The sequence below is a fragment of the Paenibacillus oralis genome, from assembly GCF_003863965.1.
Taxonomy (GTDB): Bacteria; Bacillota; Bacilli; order Paenibacillales; family Paenibacillaceae; genus Fontibacillus; species Fontibacillus oralis.
The window spans coordinates 7,183,420-7,199,543 of sequence record NZ_RRCN01000001.1 but is presented as its reverse complement, the minus strand read 5'-3'; the positions used below and the strand labels follow the sequence as shown (position 1 = coordinate 7,199,543).

Sequence of the window (16,124 nt, the reverse complement as noted above, 5' to 3'; positions counted from 1 at the left end):
TCAATTATTCCGCAAACGGCTGACAAGGGCTCGGCCAATCGTTTATAATGGGCGTACATGTTTTCGGAGAAAAGACAAGAAGAGGTGCAATCTGTGAACAGTCTACGCATAGCCAAAGTGTTGAATAACAACGTCATTATCGCCAACCATCCGGATCGTGGCGAAGTCGTTGTGATCGGCAAAGGCATCGGATTTAACCGCAAATCGGGCGAGTCCATTCCTCTTGAGGCGGTAGAGAAACTGTTCATTCTTACGAATCAGCAGGAACAGGAACAATACAAACAGCTCATTCCCCAGGTGGACGAACAACTGATTGAGCTCATTGGCGAAATCATCATGTATATTTCCAGCAAAACGCAAGCGACATTGAATGAGCACATCCATATTGCGCTCACGGACCACTTGGCGTTTGCCATTAAGCGGGCGGAGCAGGATCTCGCCTTCCACAATCCGTTTCTGTTTGAAACGAAGGAGCTTTATCCGCTGGAATTCGAGTTGGCCGAATACGCCATCGATTTGATCCGCCGGAAAATGGGCGTCGATCTCGGCCAGGATGAAACCGGATTCGTGGCGCTTCACATCAACAGCGCCTTGACGAACCGCCACATCAGCGAGGTGCGGGGGCATGCCCAACTGATCGCCGACTTGGTCGGCATTATTGAGGATGAGCTGCATTTTTCCATCTTGCGGCACTCGCTCGACTATTCGCGGCTGCTGACGCACCTGCGGTTTGCCATCGAACGGGTCCGCCGCGGCGAGCGGGTGGCCGAGGTCGATAAGCTGGAAAGCTTGCTTAAGCGCGAGTATCCGATCCTGTATTCGCTGGCTTGGAAATTGACCAAAGTGATGGAAAAACGCCTGAAAATGCCGGTTTATCAGGCGGAAGTCTCCTATTTGACAATGCATTTGCACCGCATCGTACCGCCCGAAATAAATTAGACCTCTTGCGTAAGCAAAATAGGTCTGCTATAATTTCAAATGCATTAACAACAATATCAAATCACAATGTGTAACTGATTCGATCAGGCATGAGTTGATAAAAGGTTTTTGAGTGTATCGTTGGATTACGGGGTACTATATCCCTAACGAAACGATAACCGAAAGTCTTTTTTAACTCATGCTTTTTTGTTGTTATGATCAATTTAATATTTCAGGAGGGTGCATTATGTTCAAGCGTTTCTTTGGTGTTTTGCAGCGGGTCGGGAAAGCGCTTATGCTGCCCGTCGCGCTGCTCCCTGCTGCAGGACTGCTCCTGGGGATCGGCAATATGCTGGTCAGCCCGGACTTTCTTGAACGGGTTCCAGCCTTGGACAACCATACGATTCATGCGATAGCGACCGTTATGATGAACGCCGGACAGATCGTGTTCACGAATCTGGCCTTGCTCTTCGCCGTCGGCGTTGCCGTTGGTCTGGCCGGAGGCGAGGGTGTCGCCGGCTTGGCCGCGATTATCGGCTATCTCGTGATGAACGTAACGATGGGTACGGTCATTGGCGTAACGCCATCGATGATCGGAACCAACGCGGCCTACGCCGATGTGCTGGGCATTCCGACACTAGCCACCGGCGTGTTTGGCGGGATTATCGTCGGGATATTGGCCGCCGCCATGTATAACCGCTTCTTTAAGATCGAACTGCCGTCTTATCTCGGATTTTTCGCCGGAAAACGGTTTGTTCCGATCATGACGGCGGCCACCTCGGTGCTGCTTGGTTTGCTGATGGTCGTCATCTGGCCCCCGATTCAATCGGGTCTAAACGCCGCGTCCCACTTTATGCTGGATCAGAACCGGACGTTATCCGCGTTTGTGTTCGGGATTATCGAACGCGCATTGATTCCGTTTGGTCTGCACCACATCTTCTATTCGCCGTTCTGGTTCGAATTCGGGGAATACACCAATGCGGCGGGCCAACTGGTGCGCGGCGACCAGAACATCTTTATGGCCCAGCTTCGCGATGGCGTGCCGTTTACGGCCGGTACGTTCATGACCGGCAAATTCCCGTTCATGATGTTCGGCTTGCCGGCGGCGGCGCTCGCCATTTATCACGAGGCCAGACCCGAGCATAAGAAATATGTGGCGGGGATTATGGGCTCGGCGGCGTTGACCTCGTTTCTGACGGGGATTACCGAACCGCTCGAATTCTCGTTCCTGTTCGTAGCTCCGGTCCTGTTCGCAGTGCACTGTGTTTTTGCCGGTTTGTCGTTTATGACGATGCATCTTTTGGGCGTAAAAGTTGGGATGACTTTCTCCGGCGGTTTGATTGACTACCTCATTTTTGGGGTTATTCCAAACCGCACGCCTTGGTGGTACGTCATCATCGTCGGCTTGATTTTGGCTGTGATCTATTATTTCGGATTCCGGTTCGTCATCCGCAAGTTCAACCTCAGGACGCCGGGACGGGAAGACCCGGCTGATGATAATGAAGATGCGGAAGCCAGCCGGGGAAAAGTTACGCAGGATGAGCTGCCGCACAATATTTTGTCCGCCCTGGGCGGACAGGAAAACATCGTCCACCTGGACGCTTGCATCACGCGGCTGCGGGTTGAAGTCAAGGATAAAGCGAACGTAAGCAAGGACCGGATGAAAAATCTGGGGGCTTCCGGTGTCCTGGAGGTCGGCAACAATATCCAGGCGATCTTCGGCACGCGCTCCGATACGATCAAGACGCAAATTGCCGATATTATGAGCGGCAAGGCGCCGAGAGCCGCCGAGAAGACGGAGGCGGACAAACCCGCCGAAGCAGAGCAGCAGGCGGCCCAGGACGGCGACGCTATCATCTACGAGGATATCGTGATGCCGGTCAACGGCGAACTGATGGATATTTCCAATGTGCCGGACCCGGTGTTCGCGGAAAAAATGACGGGCGACGGCTTTGCGGTTTTGCCGCATGACGGCGTCATCGCTTCTCCGGTCTACGGCAAGGTGTTTAACGTATTTCCGAGCAAGCATGCCGTCGGGATCATGTCGGACGGCGGCAAGGAAGTGCTGGTGCACATCGGGGTGAACACCGTGAAGCTGAAAGGACAAGGCTTCAACGTGCTCGTGAGCGAAGGCGACCTGGTTTCGGCCGGACAGCCGATTATGGAGGTCGACTTGGATTACGTGAAAGAGCACGCGCCTTCGATTATTTCGCCGATCGTGTTCTCCAACCTGCCGGAAGGGGCAGCGGTCAAGCTGAACAAAACCGGTAAGCTGGCGAAAGGCGAACCTGGTATCGTCACAATCAAATAAGAACCGCCAAACGCTTTGGCGTCACGGGCGCCAGTAAAAAATTTGGAATTGTAACCTCGTTCCCTTAAAATAAAAGGGAGCGTTGATATACATTTATACTACATTGATGAGAAAGCGAGAGGATTTTATTATGGAAAGAACCTTTAGAATTACGGATGAAGACGGTATTCATGCACGCCCTGCTACGGCATTGGTAAATACGGCTAACAAGTTTAAAGGAGCTGAATCCTTTGCCGAAGCGAAGGGTAAAAAAGTGACTCTGAAATCGATTCTCGGGGTGCTGTCCCTGGGACTGGAGCAAGGGGACACCATTACGTTGTCCGTAGAAGGAGAACAGGCTGCAGAAGCTCTTCAAGCGCTCACCGACGTCATGGTTAACGAGGGGTTAGGAGAAGTAAATGCTTAAGATCGACGGCATCGCCGCTTCGGCGGGCGTGGCCATCGCCGAGGTATTCAAACTGGAGCATCCCGATTTTACGGTAAAACGCCGGGATGCTTCCGATCCTGCCGCCGAACTGGCGCGGCTGGACGATGCATTGGCCAAATCGCAGCAGGAGCTTGAAGCGATCAAAGAGCGCACGCTTCAAGAGCTTGGCGAGAAGAAAGCGGAAATTTTCGAATCCCACCTGCTGATTCTAAACGATCCCGAGCTGCTGGATCCGGTGCGGGACAAAATTTCCAGCGAAAAAGTGAATGCGGAATACGCGCTGAACGAAACGGCGAACCAGTTTATCGCTATGTTTGAGAACATGAAAAGCGCGTACCTGCAAGAACGCGCCGCCGACATGCGGGACGTCACCAAACGGGTGCTAACCCATTTGCTGGGCCTCACCTATGTCAATCCGGCGGAGATCGACCGGGAAGTAATCGTTGTTGCCGAGGATTTGACACCGTCGGATACCGCTCAGCTTAACCGGAAATACGTCAAAGGCTTTACGACGAATATCGGCGGCAGAACGTCGCACTCCGCGATTATGGCCCGCTCGCTGGAAATTCCGGCCGTTGTCGGAACCAAAGAGGTGCTGGGCAAAGTAAACAACGGCGATCTGGTGATCGTTGACGGTTTGGACGGCCTGGTTATTATCAATCCGTCCGACGATGTGGTGCAGGAATACACGCAAAAACGCGACGACCACCTCAAACAAATCGAGGAGTGGAAGAAGCTGCGCGGAGTAGCGACCACGTCGAAGGACGGCGTGCACGTCGAATTGGCGGCCAACATCGGCACGCCAAACGATGTTGCCGGGGTGCTCGACAACGGCGGCGAAGGCGTAGGCTTGTACCGCACCGAGTTTTTGTACATGGGCCGCACCGAACTGCCGTCGGAGGAAGTTCAGTTTAATGCATACAAAACGGTGCTGGAGAAAATGGAGGGCAAGCCGGTTGTCGTCAGAACGCTAGACATCGGCGGCGACAAGGAGCTGCCTTACCTGAATCTGCCGAAGGAGATGAACCCGTTCCTCGGCTTCCGCGCCATTCGCCTTTGTCTGGAGCAAAAAGACCTGTTCCGCACGCAGCTGCGCGCCCTGCTTCGGGCAAGCGTTTACGGCTCGCTGCGGATCATGTTCCCGATGATCGCCACGCTGGACGAGTTCCGCGCCGCCAAAGCGGTGCTGCTGGAAGAGCAGGAGAAGCTGGTGGCCGAAGGCGTCCAGGTCGCAAGCGATATTCAGCTCGGCATTATGGTGGAGATTCCTTCGACCGCTGTTCTGGCCGATCAGTTCGCCAAAGAAGTGGATTTCTTCAGCATCGGCACCAACGATCTCATTCAGTATACGATGGCGGCCGACCGCATGAACGAACGCGTCTCTTATTTGTATCAACCGTATAACCCGGCGATTTTGCGCCTGGTGAAAATGGTGATCGACGCCGCGCACAAGGAAGGCAAATGGGCCGGCATGTGCGGCGAGATGGCCGGCGATAAAGTGGCGATTCCGCTGCTGCTCGGCCTCGGTCTGGATGAGTTCAGCATGAGCGCGACCTCGATTTTGCCGGCACGCTCACAGATTTCCAAGCTTTCCAAAGCGGAGATGGAAACCTTGGCAGCCAAAGCGCTGCAAATGCGGACCGCGGAGGAAGTCGTGGAATTGGTGCGCAGCATCGGCGAGTAAGAAGTTCTATCTATTCTTTTCCAACTAGTTTTGCGGGTTTCTCTGTTAAGCCGGCGCCTTTAGAGGCGCCGGTTTTTTCTAGGTGAATTTATGTACTGGCGTTCCCATTGGATATTTTCCAGTTAGCTTTAAAAATGGCGCGTTCTATTTAGTATTCGTGCCTTGGTGTCTTGGTGTCCCTGCATGCTGCTTTGCACGATTATCCCTTTCATTCAGTGGACAGGTGTTAGGGGGTAGGACAAGGATCAATGGGGAAAAAATGAGGCGGTTCAGGTGAGATGTTCGTTTGATAAGAGAACGAATGTTTGGTAAAATGAAGTAAAACGAACGCTCGTTCGTATATTCTGCATTCTGGATTCGGAGGGCGAGCGGATATTCAAATCATTCAGCAGCCGTTATTACAGCGAGCAGGCCTACATGGAGGCGCTGATCGCGATGAAGTGGCCAAGCGGCTTCGTCTGCCCGTGGTACGCTTACACCCGATGCAGATGCCTGACCTCCCGGCATATCCCCTTATTCGAGTGCGGAAGGTGCAAGCATCAAACGTCGGCTTTGGTCGGTACGATTTTTGAAGGAACGCATTTGCCCCTGCTCAAGTGGTTCCAGGCGCTGGAGTTGCACAAAATACGCTATGCCATCGGCGAGTTCGATGCCCAGGAGCTACTCTGCGGAGAGGTGAAGGTGAACAGCGATGTATATGGGCGTAATCCGTCCCGGTATCAGTTTTCCCATCCGTATGCCTCGGCGGTCGTAGCCGGCTGCACGGTAACAGAGTCGGGCGATCCCGGAGCAGGTCAAAATCCGCCTGGTGCCGCATAAGCGGGGAGGCGAAAAAAGAGCAAACTGTCACGATCTAACCGCGTTCATCAACGGGCATGTGGATGTCCGTACAACGGCGGTAGAGTCGTTCCCCCTAGCCTTTCGGCTGTATGCGCCCTTGCGGAAAGTGGTGAGAGAGGCGTGGGAATCGCTGAAGAGTACATATATAGCCTTGGGACTGAAGCATCTGCAGGCGTACCTGAACGAGTACACCGGACACCGGCGGTTGCCTGTCCGGAGTGGAAGAAACGATGTGGCAGAAGTTGTTGCGTATGGGTGTGGCGATGCCGGTGCTCACCTACAGCCGCCTGATCGTGCGCCGACCGAATCAGCCCCTTGCGGCTGCAGCCTGATCGAAGTGCTTGAACGGTGCCGGCATTGATGCAGACGGATTCAGGTTGCAGCAATAACCTGTCTAATGATCTCGAACATGACTGCTACTTACAAATATATCTTTTTCTCCTGAATTTACCTTCTGCTCTGCTTCCCTGATCAAACGGGATAATCGTGCAAAGCGTCCGGACAGCAGATATTGATCTGCCGACCAACCGATCGGCCCCCCTGCCCTGTACGCTTTCAACGCCCTTCCAGCTTTTCTTGCCACGACCGGTTGCCGGCTAGACTTTCTAATCAGAACGATCACACTACCTAAACTTGCGAAAAGCTGAAAATGTTGCCGAATTAACCGCGGCAAGGTTTATTTTTGGACGAATTTGGGATAAAGTGAGGTAAAACTTACTTTTATGTCGTGTTTAGGAGCAAACTATGGAAAACAGCCGCATGACGATCGGAATCATTGACATCGGATCCAACTCCATCCGTCTGGCTATTTATGAAGCGACGCCGCAAGGGGAGTACCGGTTAGTTCAGGAAATTAAAGAGTCCGCCCGCCTCAGCGAAAAGATGAACGCGGGGGGAGCAATGGAGCGGAAGGACGTCCTTTCGATCGTACCGATTCTGGAGCAATTCAGGGAAATTTGCGCAGTGTATGGCTGCCGGCAAATCCGCGTCGCCGCGACGGCGGCGATCCGGAACGCGGCCAATGCGCGGGAAATTGCCGAATTGCTTAAGGAGCGTACCGGTCTTGAGATCGAAATCCTCACCGGGGAGCAGGAAGCCTATTTCGGCTTTCTCGGCGTCGCCGGAGCCATGGCGGAGGAGGACGGTTTTATCATTGACATTGGGGGCGGCAGCACGGAGATCACCTTGTTTCGCGCCCGCAAACTGCTGCATAGCTTCTCGCTCCCTTTAGGGGCGGTGAATGCCCAGGTCAGGTTCGGGAACGGAAAAGAACCGTGGACGGCCGAAAACACGGCCAGTCTGGCGGCCGAGATTGAACGGATGCTGTCGGGGCATCCCTGGGTGTCCGCTCACCCGGGGTTGCCGTTAATCGGCCTGGGCGGCACGATCCGCACGCTCGGCAAGCTGGACCAGCGCCGGCGCAAATATCCGCTGCGGCTTGCCCACTATTACAGGCTGGCCCCGGAAAGTATCCGCCATTATGCCGAGACGCTGCCGTTCATGCCGCTCGAAAAACGCAAGCGCCTTGACGGGTTGGCCAAAGCGCGGACCGATATTATCGCTCCCGGGCTGATTATTCTGCAGGCCATTTTCGCGCGTATCGGGGCGGACTGCTGCCTGGTCAGCGGATCGGGCCTGCGGGAAGGCCTGCTGCAGGATGCGCTGGGCCTCAAGGCTCCCGCCGCCTCCGAAGTGTTGGCGCGGCAGGCCCAGGGCTTGCTCGCTTTTCATATCCAGGCTCCGCACGCTCATTTTCAGCAGGTCAGCCGGTACGCCATCCGGCTGCATGATCTCCTGCTGGGAGCCACCGTCGGCGAACCGAAAACCCGGCAGCTTGCGGCTGCGGCTGCGATGCTGTACAAAATCGGCGGCACCGTACGTTATCACCAGTACGACAAGCATACGTTATACTGGCTGACGCAAGCCCCGCTTGGCGCTTTAACCCACCGCGAGGCCGTAATATGCGGGTACGTGGCGGATTATCCGGCCAATCACGGAAAAAAAATGAACCTGGGGATTTACAGGGAACTGCTCACGGAGGAGGACGAAACGCTGATTCAGAAGCTGGGCGCCATTGTGGAGACGGCCGTCGCCCTGGATGCCAGCGAAACGCAATGCGTCGAACTGCTCAAGGCCGAAGCTGCCGACGGCGCGCTGCTGTTGACGCTAAAAAGCCGCAGTCAAGCTTACCTGGAAATCAGGCAGCTCGAAGCTGCGGCAAAAAACTTCAAAAAAGCGTGGGACCTCAGATTGGAGTGGGAGGTTCGCCCTTCTTCCACACGCTGATGTCAAGCGCGTCAAATTGGCTGCGGCAGACGGGCTGGCTGCCGGAGACCGGCTCGTATTTGCCGCTTGGCACAAGCCGCTTCGCTTTGACGTTATCGGAGAGCGACAGCATTAAAATCTGCACGAGCGCCTCCCGGGTCTCCGGTTTTGTCACGGGACACATCAGCTCCAGCCGGCGCGTCAGGTTGCGCGTCATCCAATCCGCGCTGGACAGCCAGACCTCCGGCTCTCCTCCATTTTCAAAATAATAAATACGCGAATGCTCCAAAAAACGGTCGACGATGCTGCGCACCGTAATTCGTTCGCTTAGGCCTTCCACACCGGGGCGCAGGCAGCAGACGCCGCGGACGATCAAATCGATGTACACCCCGGCCTGGGAAGCGGCGTACAGTTCGTCGATCATCTCCTGGTTGGACAGCGAATTCATTTTGGCGATGATTTTGGCCGGCCTTCCGGCCGCGGCGTGTTCGGCTTCCCGGCGAATCAGCGCAAACAGTTTGTCCTTCATCCCCGTCGGCGCCAGCGTAAATGCCTGCCACTCGCCGGCGTCCGAGTATCCGGTGATCAGGTTAAACAATTGCGAGGCGTCCTCGCCGATCGCGGAATCCGTCGTAAACAAGCCGATATCGGTATACAGGCGCGCGGTGATGTCGTTGTAATTCCCCGTTCCCACATGCACGTACCGTCTTAAATCACGGCCTTCCTGCCGGACGACGAGCAAAATTTTGGCATGGGTTTTGAGACCCACCAAGCCGTACACGACGTGGCATCCCGCTTTCTCCAGCGTGCGGGCCCAGGCGATATTGCGCTCTTCGTCGAACCTCGCCTTGAGCTCTACGACGACGGTAACCTGCTTCCCCGATTCCGCGGCCCGGGCGAGCGCCCGGATGAGCGGCGAATTGCCGCTGACCCGGTACAACGTCATCTTGATCGCCATCACGGCCGGGTCCTCCGAAGCCTGGCTGATGAAATCCGTCACGGCGTCGAAGCTTTCGTAAGGATGGTAGACCAGCACGTCCCCTTGCTTAAGCACTTCGAAAAAATCGTCATCGGCTTCGAATTCCCGGGGGTACACCGGATCGATCTGCGGGTAGCGGAGCTTCGGATACCCTTTGACCACGCCCGGCAGCTTGCCGAGAAAGCTTAAATCAAGCGGCCCGTCGATCTCAAATACGGCGTCCGTAATTTCGAATTCCTCCTTCAGCACCTCCAGTGCGTAAGGATGGATGCCCTTTTGGATCTCCAGCCGCACGGGCGCCCCCCACCGGCGTTTCCGCAGCTCTTTTTCAATCTCCTCGAGCAAATCCTCGGCCCCTTCTTCGTCAAACGCCAGATCGGCGTTTCGGGTTACCCTGAACTCGTGTACGGCGAGCGATACATAACCGCTGAACAGCGTTTGAATATGATGGCGGATCAGCTCTTCGATCAGAATGAAAGACTGCTTTTTGCTGTTGGAATGATGCGGCAGCGGAATGATGCGGGACAGGTTCGAAGGAATTTGCACGATCGCGAAATAAGGCTCCTTCTCCTCCTCGCCGTCCGGTTTCCGCGCCTCTTTTTCCCGCTCCAGCACGACGGACAAATACACAAAACCCGTATGAACCAGCGGAAACGGTCTGCTCTGGTCGACAGCCATCGGCGTCAGCACCGGAAAAATAATATCGTGATAATACGTTTCCATCGATTTGCGCTGCGTCGAAGTCAGCTCATCGTATTTCAGGAACACGATGTTCTCTTTGGCGAGCTGTCTCGACAGGTCCCGGAATGTCCGGTACTGCTCGCCGACCATCGCCGAGATTCGCGAAATCAGGCGTTGGTATAATCCATCAGGCGTATAGCCGGTAAAATCTTTTTTGGTGTAACCCGCGCGGATCTGATCCTGGATTCCGGCCACGCGCACGCTCATGAACTCGTCCAAATTGCTCGACACGATTGAGAGAAACTTGGCTTTTTCCAGCAAAGGCGTCTCCGGATCTTTCGCTTCCTTCAGCACGCGGCGGTTGAATTCCACCCAGCTTAAATCCCGGTTTAAATATCTTGAACCTTGGTTTTTCGTTTCTGCAAGCGCCATCTCTACCATGACCTCCATTGGCCGAAAAGCTGTCTTATAGTTTTTGTTTTTGGGCTAATGCTTTATTCTTTTATTTTACAATGCCGATATGCCGGCGAAATACCTCCTTTTGTAAAATCTATGTAAAAAATATAACTCCATGTAAAATCGCCCTTCCGAAAAATGATCCGCTGCTTGTACATTTCCGAGAAAAAAGGAGTAAAATGGAATTACGACGTCTTTTGACGCCTGCCATGAAGTTTATATATTTCAAGGAGGTAGTTTCAAGATGAATGCAAACCATCACGCTTATCATTTGAATGCGGCGCCACGAACGGAGTTCAACCGTTCGTCGCTGCGCCGGCTGAGACAAAACGGCCGCGTGCCCGCGGTGATCTACGGGGCGGAAACCGAAAATCTGGCGGTTCATGTGGATGTGAAGGAGCTGCTGCAGGTCGTTCGCACCGGAAGATCGGAGTTTTTCGACTTGGAGGTGGAAGGAGGACCGGTTTTACCGGCGCTGATTAAGGATATTCAGCAGCAGAACGGGAAAATCGTCCATGTCGATTTTCAGCAGGTGACCAAAAACAAGCCGATCCGCGTAAAAATGCCGGTGCACTTGGTTGGTACGGCGAAAGGCACAAAGGTTGGCGGGGTTCTGCAAATCCAAGAAACGGAGCTGGAAGTGGAAGGGCTGCCGGATATTTTGCCGGCCAGCCTGGACATAGATATTTCATCCCTGGATGCGGGCGGTAAATTGCTGGCCGGAGACGTACGGCTTCCGGACGGCGTTGTTTTGCATTCGCAAGCGGACGAGCTGCTGGCTTCGATCGTCCTGCCGCGTGCTGCGGACGCGGATGCGGCCCGGAATGCCGGCGAGGAACCGGCCGAGGGCGCCGGCGAATAACGGATCGAATAAACAGCCGGCAACATCGTAGGCCTGGAGTCCAGACAGCTATCAGGCGGGCCGTTCCCTGCGCGATCACGTGGGGAGCGGCCCGTTTTTCAAAAAAATACCAGAAATTATAAAATTTCCAGCGGGTAGAGGATTATGCACAGGAAGAGAGGGGAGGAGAAGAGGATTCTGATGGCTAAGGGACACCAGAGCTGTTATCCGCGGAAAAACGAAGGTTTGAAAATGTAACGGACACAGATGACCTTATTTACCTCAAATCGGCCCGGATAAACTGGTTTTGAGTCAAATAGAGTCATGTGTGTCCGTTAGCCTGGGAAATACCCGGGAAATGGGCGAATAAGGTCGCTGGTGTCCCTTAGAGTCCCGCGCATCAAGGTATGGGATTGCGCAGGCAAAGACCTCGCTTGCGGCGATGTTCGTCTTAGGGGTGTCCAAGCTTGACGAAACCCGCTTTTGTAACTAGAATGGTTGCAGGATAACCGGAATTTAATAGAATTTTATATCAGAAAGAAGGGTTCGAATGCCGCCGAAAACGAAAACCAACGCTTTGGCCCAGCGCAAAGCCGAGCAGCTTAAGCAGCAGCAAAAACAAAAAACGAGAAGATTGATCTGGTTCAGCACGGTGGGAGTCCTGCTCGTGCTGATCATCGCCGTCCTGGCGATCCAGCCGAAAGCAAAGGCGACGTCGTTTGATTACGCGAATCTTCCTGTGTTAGGGAATGCCGAAGCGCCGGTGAAAATCGTAGAGTTTGGCGACTTCCAGTGTCCGGCTTGCAAAAACGTAAATCAACTGATCAAGCCGGAACTGGTTAAGGATTATATAGATCAAGGCAAAGTCGCCTTTTATTTCATGAATCTGCCGTTTATCGGGACGGATTCGACGACGGCCGCCCTGGCGGCGCAGGCGGTATATCATCAAAACAGCGACGCTTACTGGACTTATTTCGATGCGATTTATGAGCGCCAAGGCGATGAAAATGCCGGATGGGCTTCGGCGGAGTTTTTCGTCGAATTGGCCAAAGAGCTGAAGCTGCCGATCGATTACGACCAGTTGCAGAAGGACATTGCGGAAGCAACCTATCAAAACGAAGTCGAGGCGCAATACGCCAAAGGGAACAAGCTTGGCGTCGACAGCACGCCGACGTTTTTCATTAACGGGTTGGAGTATGCGGGCAACGTTGGCGATTACGCTGCTCTGAAAAAATATATCGATCAGGAACTCCAAAGCAAATAACGAACGGGGAGGAACGGGCGTGCGGGCTTTTCTAAGGGATTACGGCATTTATCTCGCTTGGCTGGTCGCGCTGGTCGCTACGGCGGGCAGCTTGTATCTCAGCGAGGTGCTGCACTATGAACCGTGCCGGCTCTGCTGGTTCCAGCGGATATTCATGTATCCGCAGGTCATTTTGCTGGGCATCGCGGCCTACCGGAACGACCGGAGCATTATTCCGTACGTGCTGCCGCTCAGCATTATCGGCGGGGCGATTTCGCTTTATCACTACGGAGAGCAAAAAATACCGGGTCTGGCGCGGCTGCTTCCTTGCAAAGTGGGGGTTCCCTGCAACGTGGATTATTTGGGCAGCGGCTGGTTTGGTTTTATTACCATTCCGTTTATGGCGCTGGTCGCTTTTGTTCTGATCGTCTTGTGCCTGCTGGCGGCGCGCCGTAAGGCCGAGGCGGTGGAGACGGAAGAACTTGGCGGCTTGTCGTGACGCAACCTTTTGGCCGGGAAGGGCGTTTAAGGTTGCGGAGGTGTTGTTTTTGAACAAACATACGAAAATGATCGGGATCGTAACCGTGAGTTTGCTGGCAATCTCGCTTGCCGCCTGCAGCGGCAAACCGGCAAACCCGGGGAACCCGGGCAACGAAGGCAACGGTAGCGCAGGCAATCAGGTTCAAGAAAACAACGGCAGCCAGACCACTCCCGAACAGGCGTCAGAAACCAAACAAGCCGTAGGGACTTTCGTTGGCCTCATCGACAATCATTCGGTGGAAATCAAGCTGAATGGAGTGCCGACCGCTTTTCAAATGGATGAAACTTTGTCCGCAGCCGCTCAGGAAATCGCTGAGGGCACGGCTGTGGAGTTTGAATACGTGGAGAAGGCCATAGAGGGCGATCCTTCGGTGAAGCAGTTGGTCCTTACGAAGCTTTTAGCGGCCGGGGATGCCGCCGCTGGCACCAAACAGGACGCGGCGGTAGCCGATTTGCCATCCGCCAAAACGATCGAGGTTGAACTGGAGGGCATGAAGGAAGAGCGTACGGCCCAACTTGCTCAAGGCAACGGTTACGCTTTGTATACGTTTGACGGGTTTTCGTTTGACGCTAAAGCGAATCGGCTGATGATGAACTACGATAACGAGTACCACGTGGACATCGTCAAGCTTCCGGCAGGATACAACGTGGACGATTTGGCGGAGGAAGCTAAAGCGGAGTTGTCCAAAACGGGCCAGGTGGAAGAGCGCTCGGGCGATGAAATTTACGAATCGATGCGTGATGCTTCCTTGTTCCTGATTGCCAGCGGAGATAAACTGACCCGGGAGTACATTGTGAAGGATATCGGCGGCCAGGGATACGCGTTTAAGATCAACATGCCGCATGGCGAAGCTTCGGAAGGCTTCGGTCCATTGGCGTACGCTTCCCTGAATTCGATCGTGGCAACGGCCGATTGAACCGCAAAAGGAACCGTGTCCTTCCATTATCAGGTTTAAGCCGGCAGGACGGCGGCGGCTGGACCCGAGGATAACTGAAACCCCTATCCCTCTTGACTTGAGGGATAGGGGTTTTTTGCTGTTTTACCCGAGCAGCTTTAAACAATCGTGTTGCCGACATTGGTGTCCGTGTCTTTATTGAGGAACATGTTGCCTTTGATCAGCAAGTTGTTTAGAACCTTGGTTCGTTTCGCCTTTTCGGTTACGATCGAGTTGGATATAGATTTACCGGTATTGGAATAAATCGTGTTTTGAGCGATGATCGCATCTTCGGCGTCATCAGTTAATGAAATGCCGTACCCGGTGTTATCCGTTCTTTTGAAAGTGATGCGGTTGCCGACAATCTCGGCGCGTTGTCCCCCTTTGATTTGAATCGCCGAAGCGCCCGCGGTGTCCGAAATATCGTTATCGGCGATTTTAACGGTTTTGCCGGCGCTGCACTCTCCGTAAATGGCGACGGATCGGGAGCCGAGTATATAATTCCCTTTGAGCGTAACGTCGCTGTTTTTGTCGAAGCTGATCGCGTAATTATTGGTTTGTTTTCCTGTGTAGCTGGCGCAGTCGATATAATTGTCTTCCGCAAAAACCGATGTCCCCTTTGTCCCCCAGTTTTTGATGGATATGCCGCCATTGCACTGGCCAAACGAATTGCCCCGCAGCACGACATTGGTGGACTTGTCCAGTTCGAGGCCGAAGCGTTCCGAATGGAGGGCCTTGTTGTTCAGGAATTGCACGTCATTGCAGTTGTCGACCTTGTATGGCAAGCCCTTGCCGCGATGCACGACATTGTCCGCGATCAGCACGTTTTCCGCTTCCCATGCGCCGACGCCCGTTCCTTCGCCGAGATGAGAAACCGCATTTCCCGTCACGACCACGTCTTTGCCGCGGGCGTCGATGCCGCTGCTGAAGCCTTTGATGGTGTTCCCGGTAATCGCCACGTTGTTGCCGTCTAATCCGTTCGATACCTTTTCCCCTTTAATGGCGGTATTGGCTTTGTCCGTCCGCACCAGTACATTGTTGGAAATAATCGTATCCGTACCGCAGCCGTAGGAAAGCGTATTGTCCGAATGGTTCCCATCAATCACGACCTCGTAACCGCTGAAATTGAGCACGGACGATTCGGCGTTCCCGCGGAACACATTGCCGCGGATGACCACTTTGCGCGGCTCCTCGTAGTCGATATCGTCTTCGCCGTATCCTTCAATGTCGATCCCGGCTTTCGGGGTCGTTCCCTTTACGGTCCCCGCGTTGGTAATTTCGTTGTTCTCGACGAAGACACCTTCGCCGGCCGTGATCGAAATGTTATTCCGGCGCGCCCCGTCCAGCGAACAATTACGGATGGATACTAGTCTTGGGCAGTCATAGTTGGGGTCTACACCCAAAAGCCCCACCGAGCCGAGAAAGATGCAGTCGCCGATGCATTTGCGGATTTTCATATTTTCGATCGTAATATTCTTACCGCCGTGGACGTAAATCCCGAAGCCCCATTCATACGTCGATTTCGGGAGTTTGCTGAAATCGTGCTGGTCCAGATCCCCGGTGATGATCCCGCCAGAAATCGTGACATTTTGCACTTTGCGCAGATAGATACACGAGTAACCTCTCTCCGCGTTTGGCTGAATCTTCAGTTCCGCCTCGTGATCCAGAGTAAGCTTCATATGGGATGGCACCACGATGCCGCCGCCTTTCTCCGGGGCGGGATAACCGGTCCCGACGGCTTGAATCAAGTACGTCCCTTTCGGAATAAACGCTTCGTTATACCCGGCGCTTTTCGCGTGGGCGATTGCCTTGTTTAATCCTTCCGTCGTTTTCACCGCTTCGGTGCCATCGGTTTTGATGCCCCACTGCGCCGGATCGATGACGTAGCAGGTGGTCGTTAAGGCCGAAGCCTGTACGGTTTTGTTTTCGAATTCGTTGTTCATCATGATTCCTCCTTGACTTTTGCCTTTTTGATTTTTGGCTTGTTTACCTTATGGCCGTTTA

13 protein-coding genes are annotated in these 16,124 nt (G+C 54.0%); 11 read left to right on the top strand and 2 right to left on the bottom strand.

Translation table 11 applies throughout. The features are described 5' to 3' along the window. The first annotated feature begins 93 nt into the window (after positions 1-93). The 7 genes from glcT to EHV15_RS31950 all read left to right on the top strand — a co-directional run bounded on the left by glcT (position 94) and on the right by EHV15_RS31950 (position 8,466). Positions 94-939: a glucose PTS transporter transcription antiterminator GlcT gene (gene glcT, locus EHV15_RS31975; RefSeq protein ID WP_128634815.1), complete on the top strand. Its 846-nt coding sequence runs from the start codon at positions 94-96 to the stop codon at positions 937-939. 226 nt (positions 940-1,165) lie between these two features. Beyond that, complete coding sequence (ptsG, locus tag EHV15_RS31970; protein ID WP_128634814.1) at positions 1,166-3,229, top strand: glucose-specific PTS transporter subunit IIBC; 2,064 nt, start codon at positions 1,166-1,168, stop codon at positions 3,227-3,229. Between the two features lie 130 nt (positions 3,230-3,359). After that, positions 3,360-3,635: an HPr family phosphocarrier protein gene (locus EHV15_RS31965; RefSeq protein ID WP_036620725.1), complete on the top strand. Its 276-nt coding sequence runs from the start codon at positions 3,360-3,362 to the stop codon at positions 3,633-3,635. Next, positions 3,628-5,340: a phosphoenolpyruvate--protein phosphotransferase gene (gene ptsP / locus EHV15_RS31960; protein WP_128634813.1), complete on the top strand. Its 1,713-nt coding sequence runs from the start codon at positions 3,628-3,630 to the stop codon at positions 5,338-5,340. Before EHV15_RS31965 ends, ptsP begins: the two co-directional genes overlap by 8 nt. Before the next feature lie 417 nt (positions 5,341-5,757). Then, the gene (locus EHV15_RS37715) at positions 5,758-6,159 is read left to right on the top strand and encodes a hypothetical protein (protein ID WP_246061852.1); all 402 of its coding nucleotides are present in this window, start codon (positions 5,758-5,760) and stop codon (positions 6,157-6,159) included. Beyond that, positions 6,149-6,541: a hypothetical protein gene (locus tag EHV15_RS37710; RefSeq protein ID WP_246061851.1), complete on the top strand. Its 393-nt coding sequence runs from the start codon at positions 6,149-6,151 to the stop codon at positions 6,539-6,541. The genes EHV15_RS37715 and EHV15_RS37710 overlap by 11 nt, the downstream gene beginning before the upstream one ends. A 383-nt stretch (positions 6,542-6,924) precedes the next feature. Next, complete coding sequence (locus EHV15_RS31950) at positions 6,925-8,466, top strand: Ppx/GppA phosphatase family protein (RefSeq protein ID WP_128634812.1); 1,542 nt, start codon at positions 6,925-6,927, stop codon at positions 8,464-8,466. Here EHV15_RS31950 and ppk1 read toward each other — a convergent pair. Next, the gene (gene ppk1, locus EHV15_RS31945; protein WP_128634811.1) at positions 8,426-10,537 is read right to left on the bottom strand and encodes a polyphosphate kinase 1; all 2,112 of its coding nucleotides are present in this window, start codon (positions 10,535-10,537) and stop codon (positions 8,426-8,428) included. The two genes, EHV15_RS31950 and ppk1, sit on opposite strands and share 41 nt — an antisense overlap. Before the next feature lie 268 nt (positions 10,538-10,805). On the opposite strand from ppk1, the gene EHV15_RS31940 reads away from it, so the two are divergent. From EHV15_RS31940 to EHV15_RS31925, 4 genes are all read left to right on the top strand, one after another. Then, positions 10,806-11,423, top strand: a complete 618-nt coding sequence (locus tag EHV15_RS31940; protein WP_128634810.1) for a 50S ribosomal protein L25 — start codon at positions 10,806-10,808, stop codon at positions 11,421-11,423. Positions 11,424-11,952: 529 nt separating this feature from the next. Continuing rightward, the gene (locus tag EHV15_RS31935; RefSeq protein ID WP_128634809.1) at positions 11,953-12,666 is read left to right on the top strand and encodes a DsbA family protein; all 714 of its coding nucleotides are present in this window, start codon (positions 11,953-11,955) and stop codon (positions 12,664-12,666) included. A 19-nt stretch (positions 12,667-12,685) separates the two neighbouring features. Beyond that, complete coding sequence (locus EHV15_RS31930; protein ID WP_128634808.1) at positions 12,686-13,144, top strand: disulfide oxidoreductase; 459 nt, start codon at positions 12,686-12,688, stop codon at positions 13,142-13,144. A gap of 49 nt (positions 13,145-13,193) precedes the next feature. Then, a complete protein-coding gene (locus EHV15_RS31925; RefSeq protein ID WP_128634807.1) occupies positions 13,194-14,102 on the top strand; it encodes a hypothetical protein in 909 nt (302 codons plus the stop codon). Positions 14,103-14,239: 137 nt separating this feature from the next. Here the strand turns inward: EHV15_RS31925 and EHV15_RS31920 are convergent, their stop codons facing one another. Next, positions 14,240-16,066, bottom strand: coding sequence for a right-handed parallel beta-helix repeat-containing protein (locus EHV15_RS31920; RefSeq protein ID WP_128634806.1), 1,827 nt, complete (start codon positions 16,064-16,066; stop codon positions 14,240-14,242). Positions 16,067-16,124: the final 58 nt, after the last annotated feature.

Coding starts and splice junctions, on each gene's coding strand:
- ptsG (WP_128634814.1), top strand. CDS start 1,166: ATGTTCAAGCGTTTCTTTGGTGTTTTGCAGCGGGTCGGGAAAGCGCTT.
- ppk1 (WP_128634811.1), bottom strand. CDS start 10,537: ATGGCGCTTGCAGAAACGAAAAACCAAGGTTCAAGATATTTAAACCGG.
- ptsP (WP_128634813.1), top strand. CDS start 3,628: ATGCTTAAGATCGACGGCATCGCCGCTTCGGCGGGCGTGGCCATCGCC.
- EHV15_RS31940 (WP_128634810.1), top strand. CDS start 10,806: ATGAATGCAAACCATCACGCTTATCATTTGAATGCGGCGCCACGAACG.
- EHV15_RS37715 (WP_246061852.1), top strand. CDS start 5,758: ATGGAGGCGCTGATCGCGATGAAGTGGCCAAGCGGCTTCGTCTGCCCG.
- EHV15_RS31935 (WP_128634809.1), top strand. CDS start 11,953: ATGCCGCCGAAAACGAAAACCAACGCTTTGGCCCAGCGCAAAGCCGAG.
- EHV15_RS31950 (WP_128634812.1), top strand. CDS start 6,925: ATGGAAAACAGCCGCATGACGATCGGAATCATTGACATCGGATCCAAC.
- EHV15_RS31965 (WP_036620725.1), top strand. CDS start 3,360: ATGGAAAGAACCTTTAGAATTACGGATGAAGACGGTATTCATGCACGC.
- EHV15_RS31920 (WP_128634806.1), bottom strand. CDS start 16,066: ATGATGAACAACGAATTCGAAAACAAAACCGTACAGGCTTCGGCCTTA.